This is a genomic window from Bradyrhizobium cenepequi, from assembly GCF_020329485.1.
GTDB lineage: Bacteria > Pseudomonadota > Alphaproteobacteria > Rhizobiales > Xanthobacteraceae > Bradyrhizobium > Bradyrhizobium cenepequi.
Map to the genome: position 1 here is coordinate 1 of NZ_JAGKJI010000008.1, position 16,030 is coordinate 16,030.

Below are 16,030 nucleotides of genomic sequence, written 5' to 3' on the forward strand. Positions count from 1 at the left end.
TCTCGGCCTAACACCAAGACGTCATCAATCCGGTGAGATCGATCGCACTGGCCGCATCTCCAAACGCGGCGACCACCAGGTTCGAACTTATTTGTTCGAGGCCGCGAACGTCCTGCTGACCGTTGTCAGACGAGGTTCTGCGCTCAAGCGCTGGGGCAGCAAGCTGGCCAAACGCATCGGCGCCAAAAAGGCGAAGGTTGCCGTCGCGCGCAAAATGGCTGTCATCCTCCATGCCATCTGGACCGATGGCACCGAGTTCCAGGCAGAGATGCGCACCGCATGAACCAGTCTTAAACAAATCCAGATCCGCCCTCGGCGGAACATGCGTCCCTGCCGGGACGAAGGTGTTGGCAATCTCGAAGTCGTCCCTGCGGGCGGTTACGCGCACCGCGCTCTTCACATCGAGATGCCGCGCCTCCTGAACGCCACCATGCGGCGCTCCTGCATAGAGACGACCGCGGAAAGAACCATGAACCCGGCAGTGGATCATTTTTGTCTATCGGGGTTGACACCGTACCCGCGATTAAAGAACGGGCGACTATTAGTGCCCGACATGGGACGCCTAGGATATCACGCCCTGACGGCATCTCGGTTTAGAAAGAAAAATACACAGCAATTGCGAAGTTCGCGCTGCAACGATGGCAATGCAGGACACCTGCCGTCGTATCATCGCCGTTGGGGGCGCGTAGCCCGTTAAGGGGGAGTCCTTGACAATCAAGGAAGAGAACGCAGATTTCTCCGGTAAGTGCCTCAAACGAGCTTTGCAGCGACAACCGAGATCTCAACCAGAGTACCCGGCGACAAGGTCGCACCAACACACGCGCGCTGCGGCCAGTGATCCGGACTATTTCCAACCCAGTTTTTCCACTCTAGGTCGAAGTCCTTCTTGTCATCGAGATTTGAGAGCTGGACATGCGCGGACAGGAGATACCGCTTGTCCGTCTTGAAGTGCTCCAATACACGTTCAAGCTTCGCGAAGCTGGCAGATGCCTGACCTCTCAAATCGAGGGATTTATCATCGGACGTTGCCACAGCCCAGACTAAATTGCCAAACGCGGAGCCGGAGCTCCTACCAGGAGCGACTCCTGGAGTGCGCTCAATTGGAAAAGCTGTAATCATTCGCTCTCTTCCTCGAAGATACGTCTGCCGGTTCTGCGCGGACCAGCTCTCTAACACTGTGCGCCTAGACCGGCATTCAATTTGCGAAGACCAGTTCGCAGCGCCTCTTGGTCGCCAGCTGTCAAGGAAACACGAGCACCGTGTGGACCGCCGCTGTCAGCAACTTGAAATTCGTTCCACCCGCGAACGATCACGCCGCGCTGGCTTGCCCACTCGCCGATCGCTGCGGCATCGCGTAAGCCAGATGCCCCTTTGACCCAAACGTGAAGACTATTTGGGCTTGATTGGTACGAGACGTTGGTGAGTTCGTCCCGAAGGATTCTGTGCCGCTCCGCCATCTCGCCCCGAATTGCAGCCAAGATGCGATTGGCGGTTCCATCGGTAATCCAGCGCGTCGCGAGGATCGCAGTAATCGGCGAAGAAAACCACATCGACATCTTCTTGAATCGCGCATACACATTTTCCAATTGGCGTAAATCTGGCGCGACGAAATAGCCAACTCTCAGTCCGACGGAAGTAGACTTCGACATAGTAAGTACATACCACGTAGTGTCTGGTGCCAATGACGCAATCGGCGCATCCGCGTTTGGCGGGAGGAAGGCCTGTGCTTCATCCTCAATGATAGCTACGCCATGCTTTCGAGCAATCGCTACAATTTCGTGCCGTCTGTTGCTGGGGAGGATCGTTGCAGTTGGATTTTGTACAGTTGGAATCAGATACGCCGCCTTCGGCCGGTATTCCTCACAACACCGCTTGAAATCATCGGGAACCACGCCAAGTTCGTCAAGCTTGACAGACCTGGCCGTCGCGCCTACCAGATTGCAAAGTGTTCCGATTTGTGGATAGCTCAAAGCTTCCGTTAGCAGAACGCTACCGGGTGGCACTAAAGATGCGACGAGCATAAGTAGACTGTTCTGCGTTCCGTTGGTCACGACCACTCTACTTGGGTCAACCGCCGTACCTAGCCGTCCTTCGCACCAGATTGCGCCCGCCTCCCTATCTGCAAGGTCGCCTCCAAATCGGTGCTTGTGAAATGCTACGCCGGTCCTCTCATCCTGAGAAATCTCACGAAGGGATTCACCTAAGATATCCGAGACCGCTGTAAGCACTGGTGGGGTGGCGCGCACCAACTCCACCGTGTTATGTGAAATGCTCATCTGTTCCTCCGAAGGGTTCGAGGCGGCGGCGCGTCGTTCCTCTGTGCCACGTGGTCGCGGTTGCTACGGTCGAGATACGATCCGAGAAGTAAAACAGAACGTTCTCATGTTCATCGGTACCATCGTCTCGCCTTTAACGAGGTCGTATATTCTGTTCATGATCGTGTTGTACTCGTCTTTCGTCGTCTGCGCGGCAAGATCACGAACAGTTCGCCACGCGCGCACGTAATCTTCTGGGGTGTACCATCGTCGATGCGCAGCCTCGAGCCTTATGCAATCCCTGAACTCATGCCGCTCAAGGACTTCGTCCAGGTCCCGCATCAACTCCCGAATAATGGTTGGTGCTCGTCCTAACCCGGGCCGTATCTCATGAATGATCGCCTCGATCGCGCGAAAATGCGGGTCACGCTCTTCATCACGCAGATCCCACAAGACGGATATGGATCCTCCCGGTCTCAAAACGCGACGCGCTTCTGAGAGCGCGCGCGTTGTGTCCGCCCAGTGCAGGGAACTACCAAGGCAGACCCAATCGACCGCGGCGTCGTCCAAGCGAGTGTCTTCGGCTGTTCCCTTCATCCAGGTGAAATCAAAGCCCTTCGCTCTTGTTAGTCTCTCGCCTTCATCGCGCATTGCATCATTTGGCTCGATTGCGAAACCGCTTGCGCCGAGCTCTCCAAGCATCTCGGTAAGCTTTCCAGATCCGGCGCCTATGTCGGCGACTCGAGTACCCTGGATGCAAGCGACGACCATGCCGAGCGCGCGGACCAACCAATCGGCGTAGTTTGGGTAGATGTGATACTCAGCTGCGATCGATGTATAATCGGCCCATTGATGGTGCAAAGTTTGTGATTTGGTGGTGATCATCACCTATGATCCTTCACACTCGTGTCAGGTCTTCAATTCGCGACGTCTGCCGATGGAATGCGTTGGCCCAGCACGCCAGCGACGGACCGAACGGCCGCCTTTGAAAATCTCACATAGGCATAGCGCCCGAGGCGGGGATCGGTCCGCCCGTTGACCATTTCGTCTGCCAACAAACGTCCCACTAAGGGGCCAAGCGTCACGCCGCCGTGCATTACCGCGATATGAATTGTCGGGCATTCATCATGTTTTCCGAGGATCGGGAGGCCGTCTGATGGCATCGGTCGCGCACCGACCATCCATTTCCCATGCATCTCATCGAAGCGCCTTAGCCATCGGCGCCCCGCGCCGATAAGATCTAGGCGTTCCTTCTCCAAACGTTCATATAACGGCGCTGCGTCAGTGGCGGGGGCGACACCTGCCAGAAAACCTCCATGGTCTCCTGCCTTGATATGAAGATTATCGGCATAGATAACGTGGCGTTGGGTCTCGTCGCTCTTGGGAAACGATAGTTCAACGAGTGGTCCGGGCTCGGTTGTCAACGGAACCGGGCTCATGCCCGCCGATGTTAAGAGCGCATTCGTCTCATTGCCGACCGCCAATACGAGTCGATCGAATGCTGCCGTCCCCATGAGATGGGACACGACCAGCACCTGTGTAGCGTTGGCTCCAATTGCCAGAATTCGTTCGCGCCTAAATTCGACTGAGAAGCGTCTCTCGGATACACGCGCGAGGTGTTCACAGAGTGTCTTTGCTTCGATCCATCCCTCCTCGGGTATGAATACACAATCGGTCGCCAAATGCGTATTTACCAGCGGGGCGAGCTCGCCTGCGGATGAAGCCGTGAGATGTTGGGCGAGGCTGCCATTTTCACCTATGCATTTCGCTCTTTCGGCCAGTCTAGCGGCGCCGTTGTCGGAGGAGGCAAAGCGCAGTGTTCCAGTCACGTGAAGAAGCTGCTCACTTCCGACCTCGCGGGCGATCGTGCTGTGATACCTGATAGCGTCGAGCCGGAACTGCAGGTCGGGTTCAGGTTGGCCGAATGCATTCAAGCAAGCGAAGCATGTCGAGGAGACACCGTTACCAGGACTACCGATATCGAAAACCGTGACCTGCGCGCCCGCCTTACCGAGGTGATAAGCGATGGAGGTCCCAATAATGCCAGCTCCGACTACGCCGATTTTCATTGTCTTCTCCTTCCGACAAAGTGCTTTCTCAGGCGCTGGCTGTAAGCCCACCGTCCACATAGAGGATCTGACCGGTTACGAACCGCGACAGAGGCGATGCGAAGAAGTGCACCGTGCCAGCAACGTCGGCAGGAGTTGCCAAACGTCCGAGAGGAATATCCGCGACAGCCCGTTGAAAGGTCGCTGCGTCCTGAAGAGCCTTGTCGTTCTTCTGAGTGCGCACGGCGCCTGGCGCGACACCATTTACGGTGATGCCGTACGGCGCCAACTCCGTTGCCAGTTGCTTCAACAGAACAGCGAGCCCGCCTTTCGCGGCGCAAAAGGCGCTGTAGCCGCGGTTTCGGAAGCCGATCGATGACCGAACCGAGAGGAGGTGGATTTGGCTGCCGCCCGTTCCGGCTGTAACCTGCTGCGCAGCTACCGCCTGAGAAAGAAACATTCCGGCGCGCAACGTCCTGGTATAGACCTCATCGAAGGCGTCCTCCGTCACATCGAGCAGCTTCTGCTCCTTATTGAAGCCGACGCAATTCACCAGAATGTCAATCGAACCATATTGCTGCTTCAGAGAAGCAGAGAGATCTCGCACTGCGCCGACGTCGCACGCGTCGAGCTCGACACCTTGGACAGAGCAACCTTTGTTGCTTAGTTCAGCGGCAAGAGCTCGCGCCCGGTCGCCACTTCGTCCTGCAACAATGCCAGTTGCGCCCGCAATGGCCAACGTTTCGGAGATTGTTGTGCCAATCGCTCCGTAGCCGCCGACGACCAATGCCACTTTGCCGAGCAGGCTCATCGAATGCTTAAGCTGTATATTCACGTTCTGAACGGTCATTCCAGCCTCGCATGGGTTGGCGCGACAGCCGGCGTGATGCCGATTGACCCATCCCGGAACAGGGGGATACGTCTCGCATGCCATTCCGCAGAACCGTACTGTCCCTTGAAGACCGGCCCGAGATGCTCCTTTGCCGTGCCGCCGAGCCTGACCGCTCCGCTGATGGAGCCATCCTCTCCGACTTCCCCCTCGAACCCGTAGAAAAGCCAAATCGGTACCCGTTCGTGCACAGACTCGAAACGGAGTTGGCGGCCATGAACTTCACCGGATACAAAGCCGGAGGATGATCCTGTGTGATGGACGCCAGATATGAGCTCGCCGTTCTGCTGAGCGTCGAGATGATGCGTCGCCGAACCATGAAGGAATTGCATTTCGACGCACCAACTGCCCGAGATATCGATTTCTGCACGAAGCTTTGAGACAGGTTGAGCGATCGACTGGGGCTGACGAAATGCGGTTGCCAAAGCGCGACCGACGATCTCCGCCTCGTCATCGGAGAGATTCACGGGATCTAGTATGATCGAGGTCGGCGTGGACCAAAAATCGTGGATCAGGATCCGCGGTCGTTGCTGCAACAGCGCAAGCCTCAGGTCTTCCGCATCAAACGGAATAACACCTGCGTCCCAGATCACCTTGAGCCGAATAGCTGTCACAGAACCGGCCCAGGACAGCACTTCAGTCGTAACGCCTGGCAGCAAGCTGAGGTGGGCCTCAATCCGCTTCAATCGTGGAAGCCACTGGTCGCGCTCGTCTGTCGCCGATTGAAAATTGATCCAGCGATCGAGCGCGAGCAGGGCGCCGACCACCTCCTCCTTGCCCACCTTCATTGACCGGCCAAACGCTTGGTGAGGCGCTCCATTCCACCAGATCGCCTTGCAAAGCCGCTCCTTGCCAAGCACGATCGCAGTGGATTGTGGCGCACGGATATATTTGCCACCTGCGTAAACCACTAAGTCGGCTCCGTTCTTTATCCAGCGATCCGGCTTTCCAGGCGAAAGGCCGGCGGCATCGACAAGAATGGGCACACCGTGTGCGCGCGCGAAGGGGAGGAGCGAGCTTAGTGGCAATGCCGACGCATTGTCCTTGCGACCGAGCAGGCAGATCATCGCGACCCTTCCATCCAGGGCCTGCGCCAATTCCTCTGCCGTCGCAATGCTGACGATCTCGGCGCCCGCGACCCGGATCGACTGTTCGTAGGCAAAGCGTTGATCGGCCGGGATCAACACCTTGTTGCGTAGATCCGATGTTTCCGGCAACCGCAGCATCAGCTCCGGATTATTCCCGGCAATGCAAGCTGCAGTTGCTAACGCCAGCGTCGCCGCAGTGCCGGCGGTGATGACACCCCACTCGGCGCCGGTGAGTTCAGCCATCCTTTGACCCGCGGCTTCAGCGAGCTCGTCCATATCGACGAATGCTTCGGCAGCCGCGTTCATTCCGGCGATGACCTCGTCGCTCGGATTGCTTGCTCCATAAATCGTGCGGACACCGGCGCATTGAATAAACGGCTCGATGCCGAGCTCGCGATAGATCGAGCCAGGACTGCGGTGTCGCCCGGACAAATGGCGCGGTTGTGCGAATTCAGGCAGCCTATTCATGCGAATCCCCTCATCGCAAGTACGACGGATGCACCAACACAAAAGGCAGTGACGACGAGGTACATGAGGCCAACCGTCTTCGGCACTCGGACAGGCGCAATGTGCAGCACAGCGAGCACAACGAGGGCGAACGCGAACAGGTTCGGGAAGATCGCCTCAGGAATGTGCGGACGGAGTAAGAATATGATTGCCGTCAGCGGTACCGCATAAGTGGTCGGCACTCCGATGAACCGGCCGTTAGGAGATCCGAATACGTTGAAGTAGCTTAGCCGCAATGCACTGGCGACAACGAGAACGGTTCCTGCGGCAACGGAAATCGTTGAGCCATGGCCGACGATTATTGAGGTTACTGCCGGAAACACACCGGCACTCACCAAATCTGCGAGCGAGTCCAGATTTTTGCCGACCTGTCCTGTCTCTGCCGGGCGGTGTTGCGTTCGCTTGGCGACAACGCCATCGAGGTGATCGGCCAGCAGCGCCCAGAGCACGACGGCTACCCCGATCTCCGAACGACCGACAGTGGCATATTTGATACCCACAGTCGAGAGTGCAAGACCTGTTACGGTTACGGCATTGGCTGGATCGACAAGTTGGCGCAACATTCGAACCTCCCTCATCAAACAGTCCGATGCTCAAACGGCCCGGCTGACGAGGGGCGATGCGGTTGCGAACATGCGTTCAGCGATTCGCAAATCCTCCGTGCTGTCGATCTCATACCAACGGAGATCGTCACAACGCGCCGCGGCGAGCTGTAGCCCGCGCATTTCGACGAGATAGGCGAGTAGCTCCTCGGTGTACGCGTGTGTGGCACCCGAACCGATGATGTCATCCAGCGCAGGGACAATCATCGTTCTCAGCGTAACTGAACTGAACCGCAATATATTCATTGTTTTGAAGAGCGCCGGGCCGTCCCCGTGCAGGTCCGCAGCCGTCTGCTTCATCCGGAACGCAGAAATAAGTCCGTTCTCTGAGAGCACTACGGCCGAACCTTGCATGCTGGAATCGAATGGTGCAACTGCGGCAACGTCGACAGCATCGGCAACGTTGAGATAGCGGAGCGCGTCCTCCTCAAAGAAGACATCACCTTCCAAGAGGTAGCAGTCTCCAGAAAGAAGCGCTTCACGCGCTAGCCATAGCGAATAGGCACTGCCGGTGCGGTCGAAAACGGTTGACTCGACATAGTCGATTTCAAGCCCGCGGAAACGTCTGCCGCAGGCATATTGAATGGCGTCCTTGCGATAGCCGACGACGATCGTCACCTCTTCGACGCCAACTGCTTCCAAGTTTCGCAGGGCATTGTGGAGGATGGGTGTGCCGTTGACCTCGACCAGGGGTTTCGGCCGCAGATCAGTTAGCGGTCGCAGGCGAGAGCCGAAGCCGGCGGCGAGAATGACGGCTTTCTTGGGAGCATTGGTGGTCATTTCATTTCCGATCATCGTTGCGCGATACCCGTCGTCATTCTGAGGCGTTGCGGAACTGGACGAGCCGGCTCAGGCTGATCTCGAGCTTTTCGGGTTGAATCCCGTATGAGAGGAGAGAGGCTGCGGAGTTTCGAATTCGATGCCGGATACGGCCGCGCCGCCGGCTCAGGCACACGGCGTAATCACGATTTCGTCGCCTGTCGTTGAGGCTCTGTCTGCGAATGTCGTCGCAGCAGATCGGAAAGCTCATGATAGGAGTAGAAACCTGTTGCTCATGGAGCAGGGGAATCCGCGCCAGCGAGGAAGGGACGATGAAACCGACCTGTGAACGAATCTTGCTCTCACAGCCCCCCGGCCGCAGGCGCCAGCTGAGCCGCGCTGCAAGGATGATGGCTTGGCGTGGAATGTGAGGCATGATGTGAACCCTGCGGCCCAAAACTTCAGTTCCACGTATTCAGAGCGGCGGTCAGACGTCTCAAGCCTTTGTCGAGTGACTCAAGATCGATGCCGTAGGAGAGTCTAACCCCGGCGGGGTCTCCAAAGGCTGTGCCGGAAACCGTTGCGACACCAGCGTCCATCAGCAAGGCGTTAACGATGTCATCGGGGTTGGATTTGCGGCCAGTACGATTGGCACGTCGCTGCAATTCGGTAAGATCAAGATAGAAGTAAAATCCACCCTGGGCAGCGGGCGTGGGCACCAATGTCAGCGCTGAAAGGATCGATAATCCAAGCGCTCGCGCATTGGTGACCTGGCGCTGCAATTGCAGTTGGAAGACTGGATCGCCGGACTCCAGGTGATGGAGCAGCGCATGCTGTGCAATGACATTGGGATTGGAGGTCGTATGGCTTTGTAGCGCCTTAACCGCGCTGATGACAGTCTTGGGTCCGGCGAGATAACCAATCCGCCAGCCAGTCAGGGCTAACGACTTGGAAAACGAATTGACGATCAAAGTACGATCGCGTGCTTGGGGCGCGACCGAAATAATCGAATCATGGGTATGCGGGGCATGGGCGAAAGCCCCGTAGCATTCATCGAAGATGATCCAGAAATCCCGGTCAATGGCAAGTTGGGCAACGCCAGCCAGAGTGTCGCGGTCGTAGATCGTGCCGGTCGGATTGTTTGGCGTGTTGACCACAATCGCCTTAGTCTTTGATGTAACCGCCGCCGCGAGGTCCGTAAGCCGCGGCACATAGTTACTATTCCGGGTCTCGATAAAGACGGGCGTACCGCCAGCAACGACAATCTGGGCCGGGAAAGTAGTCCAGTAGGGGACGGGGATCAGCACTTCGTCGCCGGGATTCAGAAGAGCCATGGCCGCATTGAAGAGCGCCTGTTTGGCGCCGTTCGTCACCGCGATCTCGTCTGTCGACCAGGGTTGAGCGGTGTCGGCGGAAATCTTGCCAGCAAGTGCATGGCGCAACTCTAGCAGCCCGACCGTGTCGGTATAGCGGTTGAGATTGCGATTTATCGCGGCGATGGCGCCATTGCGCACCGAAGGCGCTAGGTCGCTCCAGATCTCTCCAGCGGTCAAATCGACGATGTCCTTGCCGCTCGCGGCAGCTGCTTTGGCGGCGGTCCTCGCCGCGGCGGTGCCCGACGATTTGAACAAGGCTGTCCGCTGCGCCAACATGAGCGCGCTCCTCTCCAACAAGTCGCTTATGGTTGCTGCAGTGACGTGAAATCGGCCTCGCTCATTCGAAAGGAGAGCGTACGGCCTACCAGAGACAAGTCACCGTCCGCGTCGGCGGTTCTCGGTGAGAGAAATGAGCTCGTAGCTCTTCTTCGGTGCCTGGCCATCGAAATAGATGAGCTGTTAGAGCCATGATACGGCGGTGGTTGAGTAAGGGCTATCGCGCTGTCGTGCCACTTGATGACATCTCCAGTATCAGGAAGCCAAACAAATGCCTTGTTCGAGATTTCGTTGGAACGCGACGATATTTGAGAGGGGTGCATGACAGTAGTCCGTCCAAAATGAGTATGTTGCCGGATGAATGAGAAGCTATTGCTGTAGGTCAGAGGGGCGCAGATATCGCGCTTCCGCACGGGCGAGTTCGTCGTATCCCAACAAGTCGAAGACCTGGTCGAGCGTCGCGATATGTGGCTCGATGCCGGCAATGCTTTCCTCAGCGATGATGCGGCCGCACACGTGCCGCATTGCCGCTATTGCAGCTCGCATGGAGTGGTTGGCCCAGATCACTGTGGAGATGCCGGCATCACGATATGTAGAGACGGGTGTTCGATAGTATTTCGTCGGAACGATTACGACAGGCAGGCGGCTCTGCCAGGAATTCGCGAACGAGAGGATCTCGTCTGCGGTGCTCTTACGCGAGTGAATGAGGATGGCGTCAGCTCCCGCTGCGGCGTAAGCGCTAGCACGTAGAAGCGCCTCGTCCATTCCATGGCCGGCGATCAGCGCTTCGGTCCGAGCGACGAGAACCAAGTTGTCCGCGACTGTATCTTTCACTGCTCGCAGCCGGGCCGAGAATTCATCGACATCGGCGATCGGATGCCGATCGCCAACGAACGAGTTCATCTTCGGAAAACAGCTGTCCTCCAGCGCAACGCCGGCAGCGCCACGCTGACGGAGTTTCCGCGCCAGCAGGCGCGCATTGTTGAAGTTCCCGAAGCCACTATCGCCGTCAACGAGCACAGGCAGCTCGGTCGAGTCGACGATGCGCTCGACCACGTCGACGATTTGGCTCCACGAAGCTTCGTTGGCATCGCGGTAGCCGAGAGAGGAGGCAATTGACAGGCCCGACGCCCAGATACCTTTGAAGCCTGCGCGCTTGGCGACGGCGCCGGAGAGAGCATCATGAGCCTCCATGAGGAAGGTGAGGTCGCGGTCGGAGCAGATGGCAGCTCGCAGCCTTTCTGCAAATGAGAGGTCAGCACATCGATCAGGGCCTTTGGCGAGAAAAGATTGTGATTGATCTTGCATGCCTGCTCCTTGGGGGCCCGTTTGACCGGCCAGACATTCAGGGCGTGCGCCGCCCAGTTCTTGATGGAGGCCATGCCGCTCGGCCAATGTCGCAGCTTTACCTATAGGTGACATGCGTCTGTCATCTAGATCAATGACTAGGGTTGGTAGTTGACCGGGCTGCAAATTGTTGCCTATCGAGATGCCTCCGGCTGGCCAAGCCCCGACAATCACAAGATGTTCGATCATTGACGCAGATTCGAAGAACGCTGCGTTCGCCCAATGCCCCTCGAGTTCATCGCGCTGCGTCGTTGATCTTTCAATCCTCCGCGCGTTGCTGAGACCGCGCGACGCGCGCTAAGGGTTTTTGGTGACTCGTATTCTAAGCACCCTTCGGCCTGCTAAAGGCGTTCGAGGGTGGAATCGGGATCGTGGCGCTGCCGCCGTCGACCGGATTACGAGGGCAAGTTTAAGTCGGACGAATGCGTTTCTTCGGTGGGCAGTGTTTCAGCAACGGATTCCGACAAGCAAGAAATCCTCGATGCTAGGGAGCTTCGATAATCGTTCTGGGCAAGCACTGGACATCGAGATCATGCGTCTTTGATGCTAACAGTCCGATTTGCGACATGCTGTCGGAGCCACGACACGTCCGCTTGAGCAAATAGCCTTACAAATCAGACTCTCGCAGTTGGCACGAGCCTTGATAGGGAGATGTCGTGCAGCGTCGCCTGCTCAAGGAGTCGCACTGATGGCTTGCAAGATTATCGCTTCTCAGTTCGCTTTATGCGGCGGGTGCGAATTCGACTGCCCAAACGCCGCTATCCGTCTCAATGCGCGTCCGCGCACGATTTCGTGGCCGTGATCGACCACGGGGTCGCGATTCGAGCCGACACCGATGCGCGCGCGCTCTACGGCGCCGCGCCTGTGCCGGGCGCTATGCCCGCCGGAACCAATGTCCGTGATGCGGCCGAATTCGAGCAGCTCGAAGCCGAGGTGCGGCGCATGGATGCCCACGGACCAGCTGCGGTTGATTGGCGGAAAGTCAGTGCGCAGTCCCTTAACATCCTGACTAACCAATCAAAGGACGTCCTGGTTGCCTGCTGGGCGAGCTATGCTCTGTTTCGCACCGAGGGATATCGGGGCCTCGCGGTGGGTTTAGCAATTTTGGGCGGCATGGTGGACGCGCATTGGGAAGGGCTGTTTCCGCCGGTCAAGCGGGAACGTGCGCGGGTCGGAGCGGTCGATTGGCTCGTCGGCCGCGTTGGACCGGCAGTGGCTGACAATCCACCCACTGAGGCCGATTATCCGGCGGTACTCGCCGCCTATGATACGCTTGATGATCTCGATCGGCTGCTCGGCGAAAGGCTGGTCAAAGAACAGGTCGCTTTGGGTGAGTTAGCTAGGGCGCTGAGATCGCACTACGAAGAAGCCAAGCGTGCGAGCGCCGCTGTGGCTGAATCCGCGGGTGAGGCGGCCTGTGCTGCTGAGCCGGCCGTGGCCGCACCGGCAGAGTTCGCTCCGCCGATTGACCAGCCTCATCCGGCGGTGATGGGTCCAACGGTACTGTCTGCCGCCGATGGCGACCGGGCTGGCTTGGCGGAACGCTTACCGGATATGCTGCGGCAGGCCGCCGCCGCCCTGCGCGTCACATCTGGCGCAGACCCGAAGGTCTATCTGCTCAATCGCGTGGGCTCGTGGATGCGTTTTGACGCGCTGCCGCCCGATACCGCAGGCCGCACCAACGTGTTTCCGCCCGCCGATGACATCGTCGCCTTAGAAGCAAAGGTGGCAGCCGGTCAGCACGCCGATGTCGTGAATTTGGCCGAAGACATCGCTTGGACCGGACCGTTCTGGCTCGACGCTCACCGGCATGCTGCCAAGGCGCTGGCGCAGATGGGGCGGTCATTTGAGCCGGCGGCCGCGGTCGTGCGCGCCGCGGTAGCCATGCTGGTCACACGCTATCCGCGGATCCTGGAGTTTCATTTCAACGACGGCCGGCCGTTCGCAGACGATGAAACGCGTGCTTGGGGCGCCGTCGGTGCAGCAGACGCGTCGATCGGCCGTGATCCTGTGCAGGAGGCAGTCGCCGAGGCATACAAGCTGATCGGCGGCGGGCAGCCGCAGGCGGCGCTCGAGAAGCTGTCGCGTGCGCTGGATGGCATGACCGGCGAACGTGCGCGTTTCGTCGGCCAGCTTGCGCAGGCACGTTTCTGCATCGAGACTGGCTTTGTCACGACCGCCGTGGCGCTGCTGGAGCACATGGAAGGGGTTGTCGCCGAGCGCGAACTGGAAAGCTGGGAGCCCGCGCTTGCGCTCGAAATTGCCGAACTGCGCTTCCGCGCGATGACCCATTCCGACTCGCAACAGATGATCGACGAGCCTCGCCGTCGTCTCGCGCTCGAGCAGATCCGAACGCGGGTCGCACGCATCGACATCGCACGTGCGGGCCGACTCGCTCGCCACTGATTTCGCCAAAGTCAAGGTCTTAACGGGAGCTCATATGGCAAAGGAAAGCTCGGTCGCTCCGAAGGAGCGTATCAATATCCGCTTCAAGCCCGCAACCGGCAACCTCAAGGAGGATGTCGAGCTCCCGCTCAAGCTCTTGGTTTTGGGCAACTTCACCGGACGGGCCGATGACCGCCCGGTTGAGGAGCGGGAGCTCGTCAGCATCAACAAGGATAATTTTGACGAGGTGGTCAAAGGTAAGGAACTGAGCCTCGATATGTCCGCTGAAAACAAGCTCGACGAGTCGGCCGAGGCCGGCAAGCTGTCCATATCGCTCAAGTTTGAGAGCCTGAAGGACTTCGAGCCCGAGCGTGTTGCACAACAAATCTCGGAACTGCGCGCGTTGACCGAATTGCGCGCGGCTCTCATCGCACTTAAGAGTCCGCTTGGCAACGTGCCGAGCTTCCGTAAAGCCATCCAGAACCTGCTCGAAGACGACGGCTCGCGGCCGCGCCTCTTGAGCGAGCTCACCATCAAGGACGGATAAGCGGATTGATAAGCGTTCAAGGAGCGAAGGCGCTATGAGCGATACAAGCGCGCAGCAAGTGGCCGAAGTCATCACAACGACAACTGACCTTACGCTGCTGGATCAGGTTCTCGTCGAAACCAAGATCACCCCACGCGACGAGGGTTACGACGTCGCCCGGCGGGGTGTCGCGGCTTTCCTCGCCGAGCTCACCAAACCGGGGCGGGCCGAGGAGAAGGTCGACAATGCGCTTGTCGATCGGATGATCGCGGAGATCGATCGCAAGATCTCAGCACAGCTTGACGCCGTGCTGCACACCGACGAGTTTCAAAAGCTCGAGTCGGCCTGGCGCGGGCTTAAGTTCATGGTCGATCGGACCGATTTCCGTCAGAACATTAAGATAGAAATTCTCAGCGTCAGCAAGGATGAGCTGCTCACCGATTTTGAGGATAGCCCAGAAATCGTCAAGTCCGGCCTGTACAAGCACGTCTACACCGCCGAGTTCGGCCAGTTCGGCGGCGAGCCCGTGGCGGCCATGGTAGCGAACTATGAGTTTAGCACCGGCAGCCAGGACGTTAAGCTCATGCGCTACATGAGCGCGGTAGGCGCTATGGCGCATGCGCCGGTCATTGCCTCTGCCAGGCCGGACATGTTCGGGGTCGAATATCATGAGGAGATCGCAAATCTCCGGGACCTGCAATCAATCTTTGAGGGGCCAAAATACGCCAAGTGGAATTCGTTCCGCGAAAGTGAGGACGCACGCTATTTCGGCCTGACGCTACCGCGTTTCCTGCTGCGCTTGCCCTATGGGCCGGATACGGTTCCGGTAAAGAGTTTCAATTACCAGGAAGCGTCGGATGGCGAAACCGACAACTATTTATGGGGCAATGCCATTTTTGCCTTCGCAACGCGCCTGACCGAAAGCTTCGCCAAGTATCGCTGGTGCCCGAACATCATCGGCCCGCAGTCGGGCGGGGCGGTGGAGGACCTCAATCTGCATGTCTACGAGTCGATGGGACAGTTGCAGTTCAAGGTCCCGACGGAGGTCCTCATCTCGGACCGACGCGAATTCGAACTCGCCGAACAGGGCTTTATCGCGCTGACCATGCGCAAGGGCTCTGACAACGCCGCTTTCTTCTCGGCCAATTCTGTGCAGAAGCCGAAGTATTTCGGCAATACCCAAGAAGGCAAGACAGGCGAGCTGAACTACAAGCTCGGCACCCAGTTGCCGTACATGTTCATAATCAACCGGTTCGCGCACTATATCAAAGTGCTGCAGCGCGAGAACATCGGCTCGTGGAAGAGCAAGGAAGAGCTGCAGAGCGAGCTCAACGACTGGATCCGCCAGTATGTCGCTGATCAGGAGAGTCCGTCAGCAGACGTACGTTCGCGGCGGCCCTTGCGGAAGGCGGAAATCACAGTTGAGGATGTGGAAGGTGAACCGGGCTGGTATAGCGTCGGCATAGCTGTCGTTCCACACTTGAAGTACATGGGCGCGGATTTTGCCTTGACCTTAAAGGGTAAGCTCGACAAGCAATAGAGGGGTAGGCAGGCGATGTTCGACCGCAGCCTTATTGAACGCTTGGAAGACGCAACAGCGACCATGGTCCCGTTGCAGAAGCAGGGTTCGTTCGACCGTATCCAGGTGAGTATCCTGGAAAACCTGCGCCGGATCCTGAACTCCCGCCAGGGGTGCTGCGAGGCACGGCCCGACTTCGGTATGCCAGATCTCAACGATGCGATCGGGCAGGGTGCCGAGGCGGTGCGCGCGGTCGCACATTCGCTCAAGCAGCAGATCGAAATGTTCGAGCCGCGCCTCAAGAATATTTCAATCCGCTTTCATGCCGATCCTAACAACCCGCTGCAGCTGGCTTTCCACATCAACGCAATGCTGAATTGTCCTGACCAGGTGGAACGTGTCTCGTTCGATACCATCTTGGGCGACGACAAGCGCGTCCGAGTGAGGGGCTGA

Annotated in this window: 16 protein-coding genes; 5 read left to right on the forward strand and 11 right to left on the reverse strand. The window is 58.2% G+C overall.

Going from position 1 to position 16,030, the window contains the following annotated elements; all coding sequences use genetic code 11:
- The coding region (locus tag J6497_RS11755) for a transposase (protein WP_225704436.1) at positions 1-283 on the forward strand (283 nt) is incomplete at its 5' end.
- A gap of 467 nt (positions 284-750) precedes the next feature.
- Here the strand turns inward: J6497_RS11755 and J6497_RS11760 are convergent.
- The 11 genes from J6497_RS11760 to aepX all read right to left on the reverse strand — a co-directional run bounded on the left by J6497_RS11760 (position 751) and on the right by aepX (position 11,108).
- On the reverse strand, positions 751-1,119 hold the full coding sequence (locus J6497_RS11760) for a Rid family hydrolase (RefSeq protein ID WP_225704437.1): 369 nt from the start codon (positions 1,117-1,119) through the stop codon (positions 751-753).
- A gap of 50 nt (positions 1,120-1,169) precedes the next feature.
- The gene (locus J6497_RS11765; RefSeq protein WP_225704438.1) at positions 1,170-2,276 is read right to left on the reverse strand and encodes an aminotransferase-like domain-containing protein; all 1,107 of its coding nucleotides are present in this window, start codon (positions 2,274-2,276) and stop codon (positions 1,170-1,172) included.
- Between the two features lie 63 nt (positions 2,277-2,339).
- A complete protein-coding gene (locus J6497_RS11770; RefSeq protein WP_225704439.1) occupies positions 2,340-3,140 on the reverse strand; it encodes a class I SAM-dependent methyltransferase in 801 nt (266 codons plus the stop codon).
- Between the two features lie 32 nt (positions 3,141-3,172).
- On the reverse strand, positions 3,173-4,324 hold the full coding sequence (locus J6497_RS11775) for an NAD(P)/FAD-dependent oxidoreductase (RefSeq protein ID WP_225704440.1): 1,152 nt from the start codon (positions 4,322-4,324) through the stop codon (positions 3,173-3,175).
- A 28-nt stretch (positions 4,325-4,352) separates the two neighbouring features.
- Positions 4,353-5,153, reverse strand: a complete 801-nt coding sequence (locus J6497_RS11780; protein WP_225704441.1) for an SDR family NAD(P)-dependent oxidoreductase — start codon at positions 5,151-5,153, stop codon at positions 4,353-4,355.
- Positions 5,150-6,748, reverse strand: a complete 1,599-nt coding sequence (locus J6497_RS11785) for a hypothetical protein (RefSeq protein WP_225704442.1) — start codon at positions 6,746-6,748, stop codon at positions 5,150-5,152. The genes J6497_RS11780 and J6497_RS11785 overlap by 4 nt, the downstream gene beginning before the upstream one ends.
- Entirely contained in the window at positions 6,745-7,350 is a 606-nt protein-coding gene (locus J6497_RS11790; protein ID WP_225704443.1) for a CDP-alcohol phosphatidyltransferase family protein, read from the reverse strand. The genes J6497_RS11785 and J6497_RS11790 overlap by 4 nt, the downstream gene beginning before the upstream one ends.
- 30 nt (positions 7,351-7,380) lie before the next feature.
- Positions 7,381-8,169 carry a phosphocholine cytidylyltransferase family protein gene (locus J6497_RS11795; RefSeq protein ID WP_225704444.1) on the reverse strand — a complete coding sequence of 263 codons (789 nt, stop codon included), beginning with the start codon at positions 8,167-8,169 and terminating at the stop codon, positions 7,381-7,383.
- A gap of 34 nt (positions 8,170-8,203) precedes the next feature.
- On the reverse strand, positions 8,204-8,584 hold the full coding sequence (locus J6497_RS11800) for a hypothetical protein (RefSeq protein WP_225704445.1): 381 nt from the start codon (positions 8,582-8,584) through the stop codon (positions 8,204-8,206).
- Between the two features lie 25 nt (positions 8,585-8,609).
- Positions 8,610-9,800 (reverse strand): aminotransferase class I/II-fold pyridoxal phosphate-dependent enzyme, encoded by a 1,191-nt coding sequence (locus J6497_RS11805; RefSeq protein ID WP_225704446.1) that lies wholly within the window; start codon positions 9,798-9,800, stop codon positions 8,610-8,612.
- A gap of 369 nt (positions 9,801-10,169) precedes the next feature.
- Positions 10,170-11,108, reverse strand: a complete 939-nt coding sequence (gene aepX, locus J6497_RS11810) for a phosphoenolpyruvate mutase (protein ID WP_225704568.1) — start codon at positions 11,106-11,108, stop codon at positions 10,170-10,172.
- Between the two features lie 732 nt (positions 11,109-11,840).
- On the opposite strand from aepX, the gene tssA reads away from it, so the two are divergent.
- Genes tssA through tssE form a run of 4 tightly spaced genes read left to right on the forward strand, consistent with a single transcriptional unit; the run spans position 11,841 to position 16,030 of the window.
- Complete coding sequence (tssA, locus tag J6497_RS11815) at positions 11,841-13,553, forward strand: type VI secretion system protein TssA (RefSeq protein ID WP_225704447.1); 1,713 nt, start codon at positions 11,841-11,843, stop codon at positions 13,551-13,553.
- A gap of 34 nt (positions 13,554-13,587) precedes the next feature.
- Positions 13,588-14,079 (forward strand): type VI secretion system contractile sheath small subunit, encoded by a 492-nt coding sequence (tssB, locus tag J6497_RS11820; RefSeq protein WP_225704448.1) that lies wholly within the window; start codon positions 13,588-13,590, stop codon positions 14,077-14,079.
- Positions 14,080-14,113: 34 nt separating this feature from the next.
- Positions 14,114-15,598 carry a type VI secretion system contractile sheath large subunit gene (tssC, locus tag J6497_RS11825; RefSeq protein WP_225704449.1) on the forward strand — a complete coding sequence of 495 codons (1,485 nt, stop codon included), beginning with the start codon at positions 14,114-14,116 and terminating at the stop codon, positions 15,596-15,598.
- Between the two features lie 15 nt (positions 15,599-15,613).
- On the forward strand, positions 15,614-16,030 hold the full coding sequence (tssE, locus tag J6497_RS11830) for a type VI secretion system baseplate subunit TssE (protein WP_225704450.1): 417 nt from the start codon (positions 15,614-15,616) through the stop codon (positions 16,028-16,030).